Annotated in this window: 16 protein-coding genes; 11 read left to right on the top strand and 5 right to left on the bottom strand. The window is 35.6% G+C overall.

Annotated features, from left to right (window positions below; translation table 11 throughout):
- Nucleotides 1-68 precede the first annotated feature (68 nt).
- The 5 genes from ACF3OB_RS03710 to hemA form a co-directional block, all read right to left on the bottom strand.
- On the bottom strand, nt 69-626 hold the full coding sequence (locus ACF3OB_RS03710; protein WP_095894107.1) for an anthranilate synthase component II: 558 nt from the start codon (nt 624-626) through the stop codon (nt 69-71).
- A 15-nt stretch (nt 627-641) separates the two neighbouring features.
- Nucleotides 642-1,970, bottom strand: coding sequence for a dGTP triphosphohydrolase (gene dgt / locus ACF3OB_RS03705; protein WP_392448403.1), 1,329 nt, complete (start codon nt 1,968-1,970; stop codon nt 642-644).
- A gap of 23 nt (nt 1,971-1,993) precedes the next feature.
- On the bottom strand, nt 1,994-2,218 hold the full coding sequence (gene yidD / locus ACF3OB_RS03700; RefSeq protein ID WP_095912378.1) for a membrane protein insertion efficiency factor YidD: 225 nt from the start codon (nt 2,216-2,218) through the stop codon (nt 1,994-1,996).
- A gap of 200 nt (nt 2,219-2,418) precedes the next feature.
- Nucleotides 2,419-3,225, bottom strand: a complete 807-nt coding sequence (locus tag ACF3OB_RS03695; protein WP_042010276.1) for an enoyl-ACP reductase — start codon at nt 3,223-3,225, stop codon at nt 2,419-2,421.
- A 177-nt stretch (nt 3,226-3,402) separates the two neighbouring features.
- A complete protein-coding gene (hemA, locus tag ACF3OB_RS03690; RefSeq protein ID WP_095912379.1) occupies nt 3,403-4,656 on the bottom strand; it encodes a glutamyl-tRNA reductase in 1,254 nt (417 codons plus the stop codon).
- A 193-nt stretch (nt 4,657-4,849) separates the two neighbouring features.
- Between hemA and ACF3OB_RS03685 the strand changes: the two genes are divergently transcribed.
- The 11 genes from ACF3OB_RS03685 (at nt 4,850) to ACF3OB_RS03635 (ending at nt 16,810) form a co-directional block, all read left to right on the top strand.
- Nucleotides 4,850-5,752 (top strand): AraC family transcriptional regulator, encoded by a 903-nt coding sequence (locus ACF3OB_RS03685; RefSeq protein WP_042347109.1) that lies wholly within the window; start codon nt 4,850-4,852, stop codon nt 5,750-5,752.
- A gap of 210 nt (nt 5,753-5,962) precedes the next feature.
- Nucleotides 5,963-7,444, top strand: a complete 1,482-nt coding sequence (locus tag ACF3OB_RS03680) for a hypothetical protein (RefSeq protein WP_392448400.1) — start codon at nt 5,963-5,965, stop codon at nt 7,442-7,444.
- Nucleotides 7,445-7,458: 14 nt separating this feature from the next.
- Nucleotides 7,459-8,415 carry a hypothetical protein gene (locus tag ACF3OB_RS03675; protein ID WP_392448398.1) on the top strand — a complete coding sequence of 319 codons (957 nt, stop codon included), beginning with the start codon at nt 7,459-7,461 and terminating at the stop codon, nt 8,413-8,415.
- The gene (locus ACF3OB_RS03670) at nt 8,381-9,607 is read left to right on the top strand and encodes a clostripain-related cysteine peptidase (RefSeq protein WP_392448396.1); all 1,227 of its coding nucleotides are present in this window, start codon (nt 8,381-8,383) and stop codon (nt 9,605-9,607) included. Before ACF3OB_RS03675 ends, ACF3OB_RS03670 begins: the two co-directional genes overlap by 35 nt.
- Nucleotides 9,600-9,887, top strand: coding sequence for a hypothetical protein (locus ACF3OB_RS03665; RefSeq protein ID WP_392448394.1), 288 nt, complete (start codon nt 9,600-9,602; stop codon nt 9,885-9,887). The genes ACF3OB_RS03670 and ACF3OB_RS03665 overlap by 8 nt, the downstream gene beginning before the upstream one ends.
- Nucleotides 9,888-9,898: 11 nt before the next feature.
- Nucleotides 9,899-12,244: a TonB-dependent receptor gene (locus tag ACF3OB_RS03660; protein ID WP_392448391.1), complete on the top strand. Its 2,346-nt coding sequence runs from the start codon at nt 9,899-9,901 to the stop codon at nt 12,242-12,244.
- A 2-nt stretch (nt 12,245-12,246) separates the two neighbouring features.
- Nucleotides 12,247-13,092, top strand: a complete 846-nt coding sequence (locus ACF3OB_RS03655) for a DUF4249 domain-containing protein (protein ID WP_392448389.1) — start codon at nt 12,247-12,249, stop codon at nt 13,090-13,092.
- 157 nt (nt 13,093-13,249) lie between these two features.
- Entirely contained in the window at nt 13,250-14,323 is a 1,074-nt protein-coding gene (gene prfA / locus ACF3OB_RS03650; RefSeq protein WP_392448387.1) for a peptide chain release factor 1, read from the top strand.
- 366 nt (nt 14,324-14,689) lie between these two features.
- Nucleotides 14,690-15,847: a Na+/H+ antiporter NhaA gene (nhaA, locus tag ACF3OB_RS03645; protein WP_392448385.1), complete on the top strand. Its 1,158-nt coding sequence runs from the start codon at nt 14,690-14,692 to the stop codon at nt 15,845-15,847.
- Nucleotides 15,848-15,921: 74 nt separating this feature from the next.
- On the top strand, nt 15,922-16,635 hold the full coding sequence (locus ACF3OB_RS03640; RefSeq protein WP_392448383.1) for a hypothetical protein: 714 nt from the start codon (nt 15,922-15,924) through the stop codon (nt 16,633-16,635).
- 4 nt (nt 16,636-16,639) lie between these two features.
- Nucleotides 16,640-16,810 carry a DpnD/PcfM family protein gene (locus tag ACF3OB_RS03635; RefSeq protein ID WP_082023462.1) on the top strand — a complete coding sequence of 57 codons (171 nt, stop codon included), beginning with the start codon at nt 16,640-16,642 and terminating at the stop codon, nt 16,808-16,810.
- Nucleotides 16,811-16,824 lie beyond the last annotated feature (14 nt).

Here is a 16,824-nt window from a genome sequence, read left to right as displayed (position 1 = left end):
AAATAAAACATTTAGAGTTAAAAACCACGCAAATGTAAGTATTTTTACGCTTATAGGCAAGAGATGTTTTAATTTTCAATCCAATTTTTCAGTATCGTTTTACCGAAGGGAGTAAGAATTGATTCAGGGTGATATTGTACCCCTCGAATGTCATATTCTTTATGACGGAGCGACATGATATATCCATTTTCATCAACAGAAGTTACGGATAGTGAATCAGATACGGATGAAACTACCCATGAATGATAGCGACCCACTGTGAACTGTTTAGGCATATTTTTGAACAAGAGATCTTCCTCTATGACAGTTACTTGAGAGGTTACTCCATGGAAAACCTTAGGAAGATTCATCAGTGTTCCTCCAAAAACCTCGCCGATAGCCTGTTGCCCCAAACAGATTCCAAATATACTTTTTGAAGGAGCATATTTTTCAATGATAACTTTCATTAACCCTGCCTCGTCTGGGATGCCTGGGCCAGGAGATAGTAGGATTTTGTGGAAATCAGCTACCTCTGTTAAAGATATTTCATCGTTGCGTTTTACAACTACTTCGCACCCTAAATCTTCAAGATAGTGTACTAAATTAAAAACAAAACTGTCGTAATTGTCGATTACTAATACTTTCATAAAGACATGTGCTTATTATCCCCTAATTTTTGAATGCAACTCCACAGCTTTGGAATCGGTAAGACTTGCTACATAGCAGGTAACTCCCATAACTCGGTTGTACAGTGAAGAATCTTTTTTATAAGTTTCGGGAATTATTTTCAAGATAAGTTCATCAAATGTATTTTTTTTGCCATTGAAATCATTTAAAGTTGCTGTGAAAAAGATTTCAAGCAGGTCTTGAAGTATGGTGTAACCCGAAATTTCTTTTTCGATAACTTCTTTAGAATGGTAAACATGTGAAATACTGATGTTTATAATGTCTTCAATTTGAGATTTAAACACACTTTTGCTGAGCAATGAACTGTGAAATTCTCCCGCTAAGATTGTTTTTTCATTTTCGATGAATATGTTAGTTGCCTCGTGAATCAAGGTTCCAATAGCTATAGCACGTAAATAAGCGATACGCTCTTCTCGTGTACATAATTTGCTGTATTTTTGGGTGTTGATTCGCTCATTGATTAACTTTCCGAGGTATTCCAAGGCTAAATCTTCGGGGATAAGTCCCAAATTGATGCCGTCTTCAAAATCTATGATGGTGTAGCAAATATCATCGGCAGCTTCAACCAGAAAGGCTAACGGATGTCGTGCATATCTAAGTGTGTAATCTTCTGAATTTGAGCGCATTTTTAGTTCGTTTGCGACTTCTTTAAAAAAAGCACTTTCCGACTGAAAAACACTGTATTTTTTGTCTTCAATGTTCTTTGTAGGACGTACAGGTAACGATTCTTTTGGATATTTTAGAAAAGCCCCTAAGGTGGCATACGACAAACGCAATCCTCCTTCAACTCCTGGGCGTGATTCATTCAGAATGCGGAATCCATTGGCGTTCCCTTCGAAGCTACAAAGGTCTTGATACTCTTTTCCCGAGAGTAAATGCTTGATAGTAGCTCCTTTTTTATATTTGAAAAATTCCCCAATAGCTTTTTCTCCACTGTGTCCGAATGGAGGATTCCCAATGTCGTGAGCAACAGATGCAGCCGCTACAATTGCACCAAAATCATTGGCCAAATAACCGAGTTCTTGCATGTGAGGTAATCTATTAAGCACGTGCGTTCCGATACTACGACCTAAACTACGACCTACCACCGAAACCTCAATGCTATGTGTTAGGCGTGTGTGTACGAATCCTGTTTTTGACAGAGGAATCACTTGGGTTTTGTCCTGTAAACTGCGAAAAGCACTTGAAAAAACTACGCGATCATAGTCCACATCAAAGTTAAGGCGATTTTCATCTTGCCCTTTTCTGAGACGTTTTTTGGTATCGCCAAAGCGATTTAGTGAAAGTAAATCTTCCCAATTCATTGTTTTTGTTTTTTTATATCTGATTAAGGTACAGGGTCATAACCTTTTCCTCCCCAAGGATGGCAACTAAAAATGCGTTTTATTGCTAACCAACTTCCTTTGACTAGTCCGTGTTTTTTTAGAGCTTCGATGGTATAACTTGAACAGGTAGGTGTGTAACGACACGTAGGTGGTTTCAAGGGGGAGATGAAAATCTGGTAAAACTGAACCAACAGCACAAAAGGGAATACGATGATTTTTTTTAGCATAACACAAAAAATCTCAACTTAAATCAAGGAGAGATGTATCTTTATTTTAAAAGTATACCTCATGAAACAACAAAAACCTCGACTGTATCAAATCCACAATACAGTCGAAATTTTTATTTTATAATGTTGCTTTCCAAAAGTATAAATGCTTATAGGTATGAGCTTGAATGTAAATCCTTTAGCGTATATTTTTTGGAAAACTAACTAAATTTTTCTATAACTTCTTGACTTACACCTGTATTAGAGAATCCTCCATCGTGGAAAAGATTTTGCATTGTAACTTTTCGTGTTAAATCAGAGAACAAACTCACAGTGTAGTCAGCACAATCTTGTGCGGTAGCGTTCCCTAATGGAGACATTTTTTCTGCATAGGCGATAAACCCATCAAAACCTTTTACTCCTTGTCCAGCTGTAGTTGGAGTTGGTGACTGTGAAATGGTGTTTACACGCACTTTTTTCTCTTTTCCGAAGAAATATCCAAAGCTACGAGCAATTGATTCCAAGTAAGCCTTGTTATCTGCCATATCATTATAGTCAGGGAATGTTCGTTGAGCCGCCATATATGATAATGCGACGATGCTTCCCCATTCGTTCATTGCATCATTTTTGTACAAAACTTGACACACTTTATGGAAAGATAATGCCGAAACATCCCAGCCCTTTTCAGTAAAGTCATAGTTTGATTCGGTGTAAGGAATGTTTTTACGAACATTGACAGACATCCCGATAGAGTGCAATACGAAATCAATTTTACCGCCTAAAATTTCCATTGATTTGGTTACCAAGTTCTGTAAATCGTCCATATTGGTAGCGTCTGCAGGGATGATTTCTGAGCCTGTTTTTTCTGCCAATTGCTTGATTTGTCCCATACGCATTGCGATTGGTGCATTCGTAAGCACGAATTTACCTCCCTCGGCGTGAACACGTTCTGCTGTTTTCCAAGCTATTGAATTTTCGTCTAATGCTCCAAAAATGATTCCTCTTTTTCCTTTTAATAAATTGTACATAACTATTTTGGTTTTATTTGGACAAAGATATGAAAAAAAATTAAGTAAGCAACAAAGCAACTAATTGATTCAAAACCCTGAAGCTTCAATAGTTAAAAGATGTTTTATAACTGATTATAGATCTGAAGGAGAAAGATCTGTTCTAATTCAGTCAAAAAGATTACGGCAAAAGATTCCTTAAACAGCTTCTACATCCAACTGAAATACTTGTTGCATCCAGCTGATGGTTTCGTCAGCTGTTTGTGAGTCTTTTAGGTGGTTTACAAATTGTGTAGTTATTTTTTGGATGATGCGATTACTGATAATTTCAGCCTGTTCTTCGTTGAAGTTGTTGATTTTTTTGCGTTGAAAATCCAATTCAGCAAGTTTTAAGCTTTCTAATTTATTTTTCAATGCTTTAATAGTAGGAGCAAACTTACGGCTATTCATCCACTCGAAAAATTCATTTTTCACCTCTTCAATAATCAGCAAAGCGTTAGGTACGGCTTCTTTACGGCGTTCCAAAGTTTCATCTGTTAATTTTGAAAGTGCATCCATGTGAACCAACGTTACGCCCGAAAGCTCTTTCACATTTTCGTTTACGTTTTTAGGGATGGACAAATCCAAAATTAAAAGTTTTTTGTTTTCTGCGATAAGTTGTTTGTGTACAGTAGGTTGTGGAGCTCCCGTAGCCACAACCAACACATCTGCATTAGCAATCTCAGAGGTCAAATCATTTTCATTTTTTACCAACACGTTGAACTTTCCAGCTACTTGTTCAGCTTTTTTTCGAGTTCTATTAATGAGAGTAATATGATTGTTTTGAGTATGCTTGATAAGGTTTTCGCAAGTGTTACGCCCAATTTTTCCTACGCCATATAGCAAGATGTTTTTTTCAGAAATGTTTACCACATTCTGCAAGATATATTGTACTGCAGCAAACGAAACAGAGGCTGCACCTGCCGATAAATTCGTCTCGTTTTTGATGCGTTTACTGGCGTTGATAACGCTGTTAATCAAGCGTTCTAAAAAAGTACTTAACAATCCTTTTTGGCGAGAAACTGAAGAACTTTGTTTTATCTGTCCGATGATTTCAAAGTCACCTAAAATTTGGCTATCTAGCCCAGTCCCTACTCGAAAAATATGTTGTACAGCATCGCGGTTTTTGTAAATGTATCCAATTTTTTGAAAATCGTCCACTGAACCGTTTGAAAATTCGCATAGCAATTGAATCAACTGGAAAGGATGTTCAGCATATCCATATAACTCGGTACGATTACAAGTCGATATCACTAACAACTCCTGAATGCCTTGTGCCTTAGCCTCATCTAACAAAAGTGCCTTATTTTCAGAAGATAAACTGAAAGTACCACGCATTGTAGCGTCCGCTTTTTTGTAGCTTAACCCAATGCAGTAAAAACTTTTGCTCTTTGATAAATGATATTGATTCATAAAATATTCTTCGCTAATTCTTTCGCAAAAATAATCACAACTGAAATATAAAAATAACGCTAAAAGAACTTTTTTTGTCTCTTTGAGTACGCGTTTATTTTTTTTATTGTATATTTGCAATTATTATACTGATAATGTGTATTTTAAGTAAAATGAATATACGGAAATATAGAACAAATCTAAATAAAATTACATGAAAAATTTACAATATTTTTTTTCAAAAAATACCGCAGGAAGTACTTCTGAAGTGGTGCTTATTAGCGAGGATATCATCCTTTTAAAAATAGGAAATGACACAGCTGAGCCTTTAGAAATAAAAAAAGAAATTCCTCAGAATTTTATTCAGTATCATTTCAATATCAAGGGATTAGCTCAATTTCTGTTTAATAATGGGAACTACAAGAAACCGCTACATGCGGAATGTATGTTGTTGCTTTACAATCCACAACAGGCTTTACCTCTGCATCAAATTGTCGAGCCAAAGTCACAAATTGTTTCGGTTTTTATATCAATTCAAAAGTTCCATAAGTTACTTTCCGATGAAGCGAGTTATGTAGATTTTTTAAGTCTTGAAAATAGAGACAAGAAGTATTATAAGGAAGACAAAATTGCACCCGCTATTATGGTGGTACTACATCAGATAATGAATGCTAATTTTCAGAAAAATTTACAGCCTTTTTATATGAAAGCGAAAGTGTATGAACTACTTGCGCTCTATTTTAATCGTTCCAATGAAGCTGATATTGAGCAGTGTCCGTTTTTGGCTGATGAAGAAAGTATTGCTAAAATTCATAAAGCTAAAGAGATTATTATTGGTCGTATGATTGAACCGCCTACTTTACAGGAACTTTCCAATGAAATAGGGTTGAATATTAAGAAGTTAAAGGAAGGGTTTAAGCAGATTTATGGTGATTCAGTTTACGCTTTTTTGTTCGATTATAAAATGGAAATTGCACGAAAATTATTGGAGGGTAAAGATATGAATATCAATGAAATAAGTTCCAAAATAGGATATAGCACTCCAAGTCATTTTATTGCGGCTTTTAAAAAGAAATATGGAGTTACTCCAAAAAAATATTTATCGAATCGGGATTAATCAAGAATTGAAAAGTGTATTTTCAGACATATTAAAAATTACAAAAAAAACCTATATTTTATATTTATTAAGATTTTGTAAAAATTATTTTTACTTGTAACTTATTCATTATAAAATATTTATGTTTAAGCAAGAAAGAAAAATGATATGTAAATTTGTTTATTAAAATAACTTGGCTTAGCTTTGTGACATGTATAAATTTTTGTTCTTATGAGAAGGTTATTTTTTGCCATAGGATTTCTATCCTTGATGGCGTGTCAAGAAAAAGAGTTTCTATCCCCAGAGGTGGAGGAAACGTTCATTAGTAAAAACAGGAAAGCAGAAGATTTAGCTTTTCCGTTTGCTGATTTAGAAGAGTTGAATCAATTCAAAGAAAATTCAGAAGTAATTCATTACGAGATGGCTCGTAAAGTTGCTCTTTTAGAATTACAAGCAACAGGTTTTGTTGAGAAAATGAATTGGAATGGTTATCGATTGTCGGAGCGACCAATTGTTATTTATGATTTAGCTTCTATTCCAAAGTATTACGACTATATTGCTTTGGACACAGAAAGTTCTCCCATTGGAACAGTTCGTGTAAATGCTACCAAGAAAAGAAGTACTATTCTACAAGGAATGTTTTCTAAAACATTCAATTACAACGAGATGGCATCTAAATCATCGGTAGCTAATCCTTCCTTTTTTGTGGATTGGAAAGATGAGCAATTTGTTGGAATAAAATCAAAGTCAGGAGAAGCTCCAACTCAAATTGTTTCGAGTGATACAGGAGAAGTTTTAAGTGATGTAAAAGAACTTGATAAACAAGAAATTATTCAATTGTTAACAACAGAAGTTTTTCCCGCGTTACTCCCAAAAGATGGTAGACCGTTTGAAAATATCCCTGTTCACTTGATAGAAAATGATACGATTCGAGAGGAAATTGAGTTTGCAAAGGCAATTAACATAGGAATTGTAAAGGATTCATTGGTAGCCGCATTTGACAGAAGCGAAAAAGAGGCTGAGGCTTTTTGGAATGCCATCTCAGAAGTAGAACATGAAATTGCAGGGGCAACCGATGAAGAAATAAATGACACAAATAGTAAATTTTTTGGAAGAATATTTCGTTGGGCACGTAGAGTTTTTGATTTTAACACCAATAAAAATACATTCCCTATTCCTAAATATGCAGATTACAGAACCATACAGAACTATGGAAAACGAGGAAATTGGTGTGGACCTTGGGTTTGTGGATACATTGTATATGTAAATCAAGGAGTAGATAAGTATAAGTTTTTTGAAGATTGTGCAGGTACTTTTGGAGAATTTGCCTTTTTCAATAGCTTACTTAGGTATGTGGATCGTTCATTTGGTGAGGCAAGACCTATGACTCCTGCAGAAATGGCTTGGTCTATGCCGATTGCCTCAGGAGGAAAAATTTGGATAAATCCTCTGCCTCACTTTGCCAGTTTGCACGCCTACGACCATATACGTTATCGAAATAAACCCGTGTTACGTCTTTTAGCTGCCAATGGTCAGTTGCATTGGACATTGGCTTGTGGGGCGGTAGCAAATGGGAGTTATCTTTGGAGGAATTACAAATTTCTACAAATAGATAACGGAACGCTGATAACTGATAAGGCACGAAATATTAACGAAGAAATAAACTATACCGCTGTACAAGTGTGGAACCCTTGGTTTTTGGTTTATGACTAATTAAACGATATGTTATGAAAAAGATAATTATTAGAAGCTTAGTTCTGTTAGGCATATCGTTAAATCTTCAACTTCGTTGCACGAAGCCTGAAGTTGAAGTAGAAAGCCCCAATAAATCCAAAACCTTGAAACATAACTACATTGTTTTAGCATCGGTAGATGGTTCAGCAGTTGAGGTTGAAGTGAGCTATTCCGTTTTTGTAGCAGGAAATTCTGAAAATATTGTGAAAACAGAAACCCTAACGACTCCTTTTGTTATTGGAGGAGAGGATGTCAAAGTTGTGTATGACAGTTTGACCTATGAATCACATATGGGGAAAAGACATTTACACAACGAACTAAAAAGAAATTACACCCCAAAAGGAGCTGATTACTTGGAAATTAAAAATTTATCAAACGTGGATTTGGAATATTGTGTGGTAGGAAATCAGTCGTTAAAATATTATACTACTAAATATATTGATGAGTGGATTAATATGTCTAATAGACATTTGATTGATAAATCAAAAGTAGTGAAGTACAGCCCTATTCCCATTTATAAAGCGACTCCTGTTTTGTATTTGTTAAAACCTGAGTTAGCCCCACAGATAGATGTCTATGTCCCTTGGGTTATTGGGTACTGCAATGGTATATCTTGTTCCATAAGTGATATGCCAGCGAAATTAGTTTCTTTAAAAGCTCCTATTTTGGGAGAAATGACAGCAACTGCACCTTTTTCTATACCTCAAATAATGGGGATATATCGTCAAGAATACACAAATGGATATACGCTATTTGAAGATTATGACCGATACACAACTGGACAAATATCATCTGTTAATGAGAGTTTAATTAGTAGTCGCTATAATGATGTTAAGCACTACGGAGTAATCCCTTCAAATCAAACACTTGCCAATTCGGGGCAAATATGGTTTATAAATACACGTCAAGGTTTTTATGGAAGTAAAATATTTGAACAATATGGGGAGTAGATTTTATATAAAAACACTTGTGGCATTGCTACAAGTGTTTGTTTTAGTGGGTTGCAATAAAGATGAAATCACAGGATTAACATCTTTACAGAAAGATAAGGCGTTGTTTGTGTACATGATAGCCGATAATGACTTGGATTTTTATGCCACTGCTAACATAAACGAAATGGAAGCATTTATAGCCGAAAATCCAGATAAAGGGAGTATTTATGTCTACATTGACCGAGCCAAGAACCGCAAAACAGCTCATCCACTACTATACCAAATTTCAGCTGACACTACTGCTCAAATCAATTCAAAAATTTTAAAAGTCTATCCTGAAAAAGATTCTTCAAATGAAGTTGTTTTTAAAGAGGTTTTAAATGAGGTAATTACTTTGACTACCGCCAAAAATCAAAAGATTCGTGGCTTGGTACTTTGGTCACACGGTAGTGCTTGGTTGCCTAAAAGTTCTCTGTTGGCTTCAAACAGAGCCACAGCCGTAAAATCGTTTGGAGTTGACCAAACCGCGACAGAAGACACAGCGATTAATTCTGAAATGGACATCAGAAAATTAGCGAAATCATTAGTAAATTATCACTTTGATTTTTTGTTGTTTGACGCGTGTTTTATGGCATCCATAGAAGTATTTTATGAACTTAAAAATAGTTTTGATTATATCATAGCCTCGCCAACAGAGGTTTTAGCAACAGGTTTTCCTTACAAAGATATTTTAATAGATATGCTTGAAAGTACCGTGAATTACAACAATATCTCTAAAAAATATGTTTCTCATTTTAAACAAAAACAAGGAATTTTACAATCTGCTGCCGTTACTACTATAAAAACAAGTGAATTAAAAAATTTTGCTTATCTTTTTAATAAATGTCTATCACAACAAACGGAAAAAATAGATACAACCAAATGGTTGCAATATGACCAAGAAGGCTCTGATTATCTGTTTGATATGGGGGATTTTTTGAACCATTTACAACCTAATCAAACGGAAATAGAACTTTCAAAACAATTTGAGAAATTAATTGTATGTTACGACCATACATCTTATTTTTTTAATAAAATTCCTTTGGAAAAAAGTACGGGTGTAAGTATCTTTGTTCCGAAGAAAATAGATAACACAAATGGGGTTTATGATTTTTACAAAACGCTTTCTTGGAACAATGCTGTTAATATGGTTGAGTACATTCATGATTAGTTGTAAAAAGGAAGAAATATTTCAAGAAAATTACAACATAGGTGTAAAAAATAATTATTTTGAAGCTATTGATTCTATAAGGATAGGAAGTGCTACGTTCAATAAGTCTCTTTCAGTGGGAGAAACTTACTTTTTTAAAGAAAAGTTTTCAGTTTCATCGTATAGTGTGAAACTTTATACTACTTCAAATTTGATAATCACTACAAAATTTAAAGCCATAAGTCATAAAAACACCATTTTATTGACCTTGATTTCTGACGGAACTATTTTAGTTGATTAAATTTTTAAATAATGAGAATAAAAACATCAAATTTTGCGTTGTTCTTTTTCGTGCTGTTTTGCAGTGCTGTTTGGGGACAAAAGAAGTACACCATTAGCGGGTATATCACCGAAAAAGGAAGTAAGGAATTTCTTATCGGAGCTAATGTTTACATACCTGCTTTAAAAGTGGGAACAACAACGAATAATTATGGTTTCTACACCATTTCTCTCCCTGAGGGAACGTATGAGCTGTATGTTTCATACGTTGGTTATCAGGTTTTTACAAAAACCATTAACCTTTCAGAGGACATATCGTTGAATGTGGAATTGCAAGATGCTGAACTTTTGGAAGAAGTGGTTGTTACGGGAGAAACAACCCCAATGCTTAGCCGTAGTTCACAGATGAGTACCATCCAAGTTCCCATTGCTCAGATACAAAAAATACCCGCTTTATTGGGTGAGAAAGATGTGTTAAAAGTCTTGCAACTCCTACCTGGGGTGCAATCAGGTTCGGAAGGAAGTAGCGGTTTGTATGTTCGTGGAGGAGGGCCTGATCAGAATTTACTGATTTTGGACGATGCTCCTGTTTATAATGCTTCACATTTGTTTGGTTTTTTCTCTATTTTCAACGGAGATGCCATTAAAAACGTAAATCTTACCAAAGGTGGATTTCCCGCTCGCTACGGAGGAAGGCTTTCGTCCGTGTTAGATATGAGCATGAAAGACGGAAATAAAGAACGATTTGCAGGTGATATTGGGATTGGGCTTATCTCATCAAGGCTTACGCTTGAAGCTCCCATCGTTAAAGACAAATCATCGTTTATCATTTCAGGCAGAAGAACCTATATCGATGTATTGACGCGTCCGCTAATGCCTGAAAACGAAAAGGTAGGTTATTTCTTTTACGACCTCAATATGAAAGTAAACTACGATTTCGGCCAAAAAGATAAATTATATCTAAGTGGGTATTTTGGTCGGGATAAGTTCTACTTCCGAGATAAAGAAAACACAGGAGAGGTGTTCAAAGGAGGATTACATTGGGGAAATGCTACGGCTACTTTGCGTTGGAATCACTTGTTTACGGATAAAATATTTTCCAATACTTCGCTGATTTTCAGTGATTATTTATTTGAAATATACCAAGAAAATACGTATAAAAATAATACGTTCGAAATGCGGTACAACTCTGGAATTAAGGATGTTGGACTTAAATATGACATGCAAATCAACTTAAATCCTAATTACTTGATTCGTACGGGATTTGCTTCTACGCTCCATCGATTTAGGCCAAGTGCGATTGTCATTAAAGACCCAACTTTCAACCAATTCGAACGCAAAATACAAGATATAAAAACTTTGGAATCAGGAATTTATATTGAAAATGAACTTACGATAGAAGAAAGATTACGACTAAATGCAGGACTTCGGTTGAGTCACTATTTGCATAAAAACACGTCGTATCAAGACCTCGAACCTCGATTTTCTGTGGGATATACATTGCCGAACGATTGGTCGGTGAAGGCCTCCTATGCCTCTATGAGTCAGTATGTGCATTTGCTGAGTAGCTCGGGGATTTCACTACCGATGGATTTATGGGTACCAACCACCGATGAAGTAAAACCTCAGCAATCGCGACAAGTGGCAGTGGGGATTGCCAAAGACATTTTAGACAAAAACCTAAGCATCTCCTTGGAAGGATATTACAAAAAAATGAACAATATTATTGGGTATGCTCCTGGTGCAAATTTCTTGTTGTTAGAAGACTTTGAAAGTGTTTCTGAGTATGCTTGGCAAGAGAGCATCATTCGGGGACAAGGTTGGTCATACGGAACAGAATTATTATTACAACGGAAAGTTGGAAAACTGTCGGGTTGGTTAGGCTATACCCTCTCATGGACGCAACATCAATTTGATGGAGATAATGGAGGACGTAAATTTTTTCCTCGTTACGACCGCCGACACGACATTTCCCTCGTGGCTGTCTATAACCTATCGGACAGGATAACTCTCTCAGGCACTTGGGTTTACGGAACGGGAAATGCAATTAGCTTGCCTGTTTCCTCCTACCAAGTAGACAAAGGGGATGTTTCTGATGCCATCAGAGGATATACTGCATATAACTATGATGAAAAAAATAGTTTCAGAATGCGAGCTTACCATCGTTTGGATTTAGCTGTACAATTTCATAAAAGCAAAGGAAAGAACATGAAACGTACGTGGGAAATAGGGGTTTACAACGCATATTCACGTAAAAATCCGTTTTTCTACGCCATCAGTGGGGAATACTCAGGAAATCCTTCAAGTCAAAAAAACGTTCTTGAACAGTATTCCATATTCCCAATGATTCCTTCCATTACGTATAACCTAAAATTCTAATTATGATGAAAAAATATTTTAATATATTGCTTGTTTTTAGCGGATTTCTATTCGTGGGGTGTGAAGATTTTTTCAAAAGTGAGGTTGAGCCACCCAAAATCAGTACCCAATCTCAGTTGGTGATACATAGCTATATTTCAGCCGATAGCCCCGATATAAAAGTCAAAGTGGCGATGTCAAATCCTACCTTTGGAAATCACTCACAATCGGGAATACCTTCCGTAAGTAATGCACAAGTGACGTTGCGAAACGACCAAAATGAAAGCATTACCCTTCCATATGAAAGTAATTCAGAATATTATACCATTAGTGCAACCACTTTTCCAATTGAAGCGGGGAAAACCTATCATTTAGAAGTGCGAGATTCTCATGGAAATAAGGCAACAGCTCATTGTACTGTGCCTCAAAACATTGTCGGAGATATACAAAACGTAACCGTTATCGACACTAAAAATGAAGGTAGCGATGCCTATCAAGTGTCCTTTGATTTTCAAGATAGAGCCAACGAACGTAACTATTACATTCCTGTGATTTTGGTTCGTCAAGAATTATCTAACTACGATCGCAGATTAGAGGCTAAGTTTTTTACTGATAATAATCGTGATGGAAATAGAATCACGGTGCGTTCAGAAAAAGATTTCGGTTCGGCTCAGTATGTGAAACAGGTGGTCGTAACGCTCTATACTACGGATGTTAATTTCTATGAATACGGACGTAGCGTTTCTTTGCAAAATGACACAGAGGACATAGGGCCTTTTGGTGAGACCGTAATTCTTAACTCAAATATAAAAGGAGGATTGGGAGTGTTTGGAGCTTATACGAAGAAGGTTGTTACTCTGGAACTTTAGAGAGTATACAAGCAGAGCGTAACTCCTTAGTTAGTCACAAAAAAAGGTTATAAAAGACTTTTTAGGGATATAGATTTCTCAAAACGAATTGTATTTCAAACCATTTTTACTATTTTTGCACCCAATTACTATATTTATTAGAGATATTCAAAACAAAATGCTTGAGAGACTAAACATTGTAAAACAAAGATTTGACGAAGTTTCGGATTTAATCATTCAACCTGATGTTATTTCCGATCAAAAACGCTATATTCAGCTTAACAAAGAATATAAAGACCTCAAAGAGCTTATCGATAAGCGAGAGGAATACATCATTGTAACTTCAAACATTAGTGAGGCTGAGGAAATTATCGCCAATGAAACCGATGCTGAAATGGTGGAAATGGCAAAAATGCAATTGGACGAAGCCAAAGAAAAACTTCCGCAATTGGAGGAGGAAATCCGCTTTATGCTTATCCCGAAAGACCCTGAAGATGCCAAAAATGCCGTAATGGAAATCCGTGCTGGAACGGGAGGCGATGAGGCTTCTATCTTCGCAGGGGATTTGTATCGTATGTACACAAAATATTGTCAATCAAAAGGTTGGAATACATCAGTAATGGACTTCAACGAAGGAACTTCGGGCGGATATAAGGAAATTATCTTTGAAGTTACGGGCGACAACGTGTACGGAACGCTCAAATTTGAGGCTGGGGTACATCGTGTGCAACGTGTTCCGCAAACGGAAACACAAGGGCGAGTGCATACTTCGGCGGCGACTGTGATGGTATTGCCCGAAGCAGAAGAATTTGACGTGGAATTGGATATGGCAGACGTTAAAATCATCAGAACGACCTCAACAGGACCTGGAGGGCAGTCGGTGAACACCACGTATTCCGCCATTCAGTTGCAACACATTCCCACAGGGATTGAAGTACGTTGCCAAGACGAAAAATCACAGCATAAAAACTTGGATAAGGCTTTGAAAGTGTTGCGTTCGCGTTTGTACGAGATGGAATTGGCTAAAAAAATGGAAGAAGATTCAGCACGACGCAAAAGTATGGTTTCCAGTGGGGATAGAAGTGCTAAAATCCGCACGTATAACTATCCGCAAGGACGTGTAACTGACCACCGCATCGGGCTGACACTCTACGATTTGCAAAACGTTATCAACGGTGATGTACAGCGTCTTATCGACGAGCTACAACTTGCCGAAAATACCGAAAAACTCAAAGAAGGAGATATTTTTTAGTTCATAAATAATAATAATTACTTGGTATTTCTCCCATAAAATTAGTACGAAAGATTTTGATAGACTGAACAACATTAAAAGAATATCTGTATTAGCTAAATTTTTTGAGAAATTGCGGATGTACCGTTTTTTAAGTGATAAGTTTATATGCAATCCATTGCTGAGGTGAACACTTCTATTCCAACTTGAAAAGTAGTGTTCACCATCAACTTAAATCTTTTCAATTATATTTTTTATACATTAAATACTGTAAACGAACGGCAAGTCTAAGGATATTGCCAAATAAATCTATATTAATCACAAAGGATCTCTTAATAGAAGTGCTTGGATACATTTATTTAGATCCTATCATTAAAAAAATGAAGCATGAAAGCAACAAAATTATTTAAAGAATTTTTTGAAAGTGAAAAAGCAGGAGGTTTGATTTTAATAGCCTGTACTGTTATATCTCTTCTGATAGCAAACTCTTCGTTTGGAGAAAGTTATGTTCAATTTTTTCAAACCAAAACTGCAGGGTTGAGCATTGAACATTGGATTAACGATGGACTGATGGCTATTTTCTTCTTACTCATCGGTTTGGAATTAGAACGAGAAATTTACAAAGGAGAACTTTCAAATGTGAAAGATGCATTACTTCCTATTTTTGCAGCTATCGGAGGTATGTTAATTCCTGCGGGAATATTTTTAGCTCTTAATTTCGGAACGGAAACCCAAGCGGGAGCAGGAATCCCAATGGCAACTGACATCGCTTTTGCGTTGGGAATACTCTCATTATTAGGCAATCGCGTTCCTGTTTCGCTGAAAGTGTTTCTTACTGCCTTAGCTGTAATTGACGATTTGGGAGCAATTATTATCATCGCAATCTTCTATACTAAAGAGTTGCTTTGGACAAATCTTCTTATTGCTTTGGGGATATTCGCGGTGTTGTTAGTTTTAAATCGTTTAAAAGTTAAATCACTCATTCCTTATTTGTTAGGAGGAGTTGCGATGTGGTATTTCATGTTGGTATCGGGCGTACATGCCACCATAGCAGGGGTGCTATTGGCTTTTGCAATTCCATTTGGTGATGGAGGAGAGGAGTCGACTTCCTATAAACTGCAACACTATTTGCATAAACCCGTAGCTTTCGTAATTCTACCGATTTTTGCTTTGGCAAATACTGCTATTTTCTTTGAGGGAGACATTTCCGAGATATTAACACAAAACAATAGCTTGGGAATTGCTTTAGGTTTGATTGTTGGAAAACCATTGGGTATTTTCTTATTATCTTTCTTAGCTGTTTCATTTGGGCTTTGCAAACTGCCTTCCGATATTAATTGGAAATCTGTTTTAGGAGTAGGTTTCTTGGCAGGGATTGGTTTTACTATGTCAATTTTTATCACTCTTTTAGCTTTCGATAACGATATTATGGTTATCAATAACTCTAAGTTAGTTATTTTGCTGTCGTCTCTAATGGCAGGACTCATCGGATTTGTGTCGTTAAAATTGATCTTGAAGAACACTGTGGTGGAGGAAGACGCATAAAATATGGAAGTGTCTTTTGAAATGAAGTAAGATACAAAGCCCAATTGATATCCGAGAAGGGGAAAATCTGATATATGAAACAATATGAACAGGTTATACAAGTTATGAGAGAAAACGGAGGGTTTGCAACGCTCGGTTTTCTCAATCATAAAGTTAATGTATCTGATTGGGCTACAAAAACTCCTTTTGCTTCCATACGAAGGATTGTACAAGATGAACGATTTTTCTTTAAAATAAAACCAGGACTTTGGGCTTTAAAAGAGTTTCAGAACGAAATTTTAAATAAGTTCGAAATACAATTATCTACAAAGAAAGAACAAGAATTTTCACATACTTATTTTCAGGGATTATTGCTCGAAATAGGAAATTTAAAAGGATACAACACTTTTATTCCCGCACAAGATAAAAATAAATTATTTTTAGACAGACCATTGAGGAGCATTTCTACCTTAGACAAAATATTTGATTTTAGTTATCAAAATATCGTTAATAGGGCTAAAACAATAGATGTGATATGGTTCAATAACAGGAATTTACCACATTCTTTTTTTGAAGTTGAACATTCTACCGATATACAAAATTCGTTATTGAAATTTAATGACTTACAGGATTTTTATTCTAAATTTTATATTTTAAGTGCAAGTGAGAGAAAAAAAGAATTTGAACAAAAAATAGCATATTCTGCATTTAAGCAAATAAAAAATAGAGTACAGTTTATTGATTATGATTTTGTTTCGGCTTTGCATACGAAGAGTTTTGAATTGTACAAAATAGGGGATTTAGAATAAAAAAATGAATATTTATAAAATAGAAGTAAAGGAAATTCTATCAAGAATAGTTCCGATTGAGGCAGAAAACGAACAAGAAGCAGTTCAAAAAGTAGAAGAAATGTATAAAAATGAAGAAATCATTTTAGATTTTGATGATTTTGTAACTCATGAAATCATAGAATATTTAGAATGATTTTTTTTCATACC

The organism is Capnocytophaga canis (assembly GCF_043187445.1).
Lineage (GTDB): Bacteria > Bacteroidota > Bacteroidia > Flavobacteriales > Flavobacteriaceae > Capnocytophaga > Capnocytophaga canis.
Note: the sequence above shows the minus strand (reverse complement) of the source record. Positions and strands in the feature narration are given on the sequence as shown.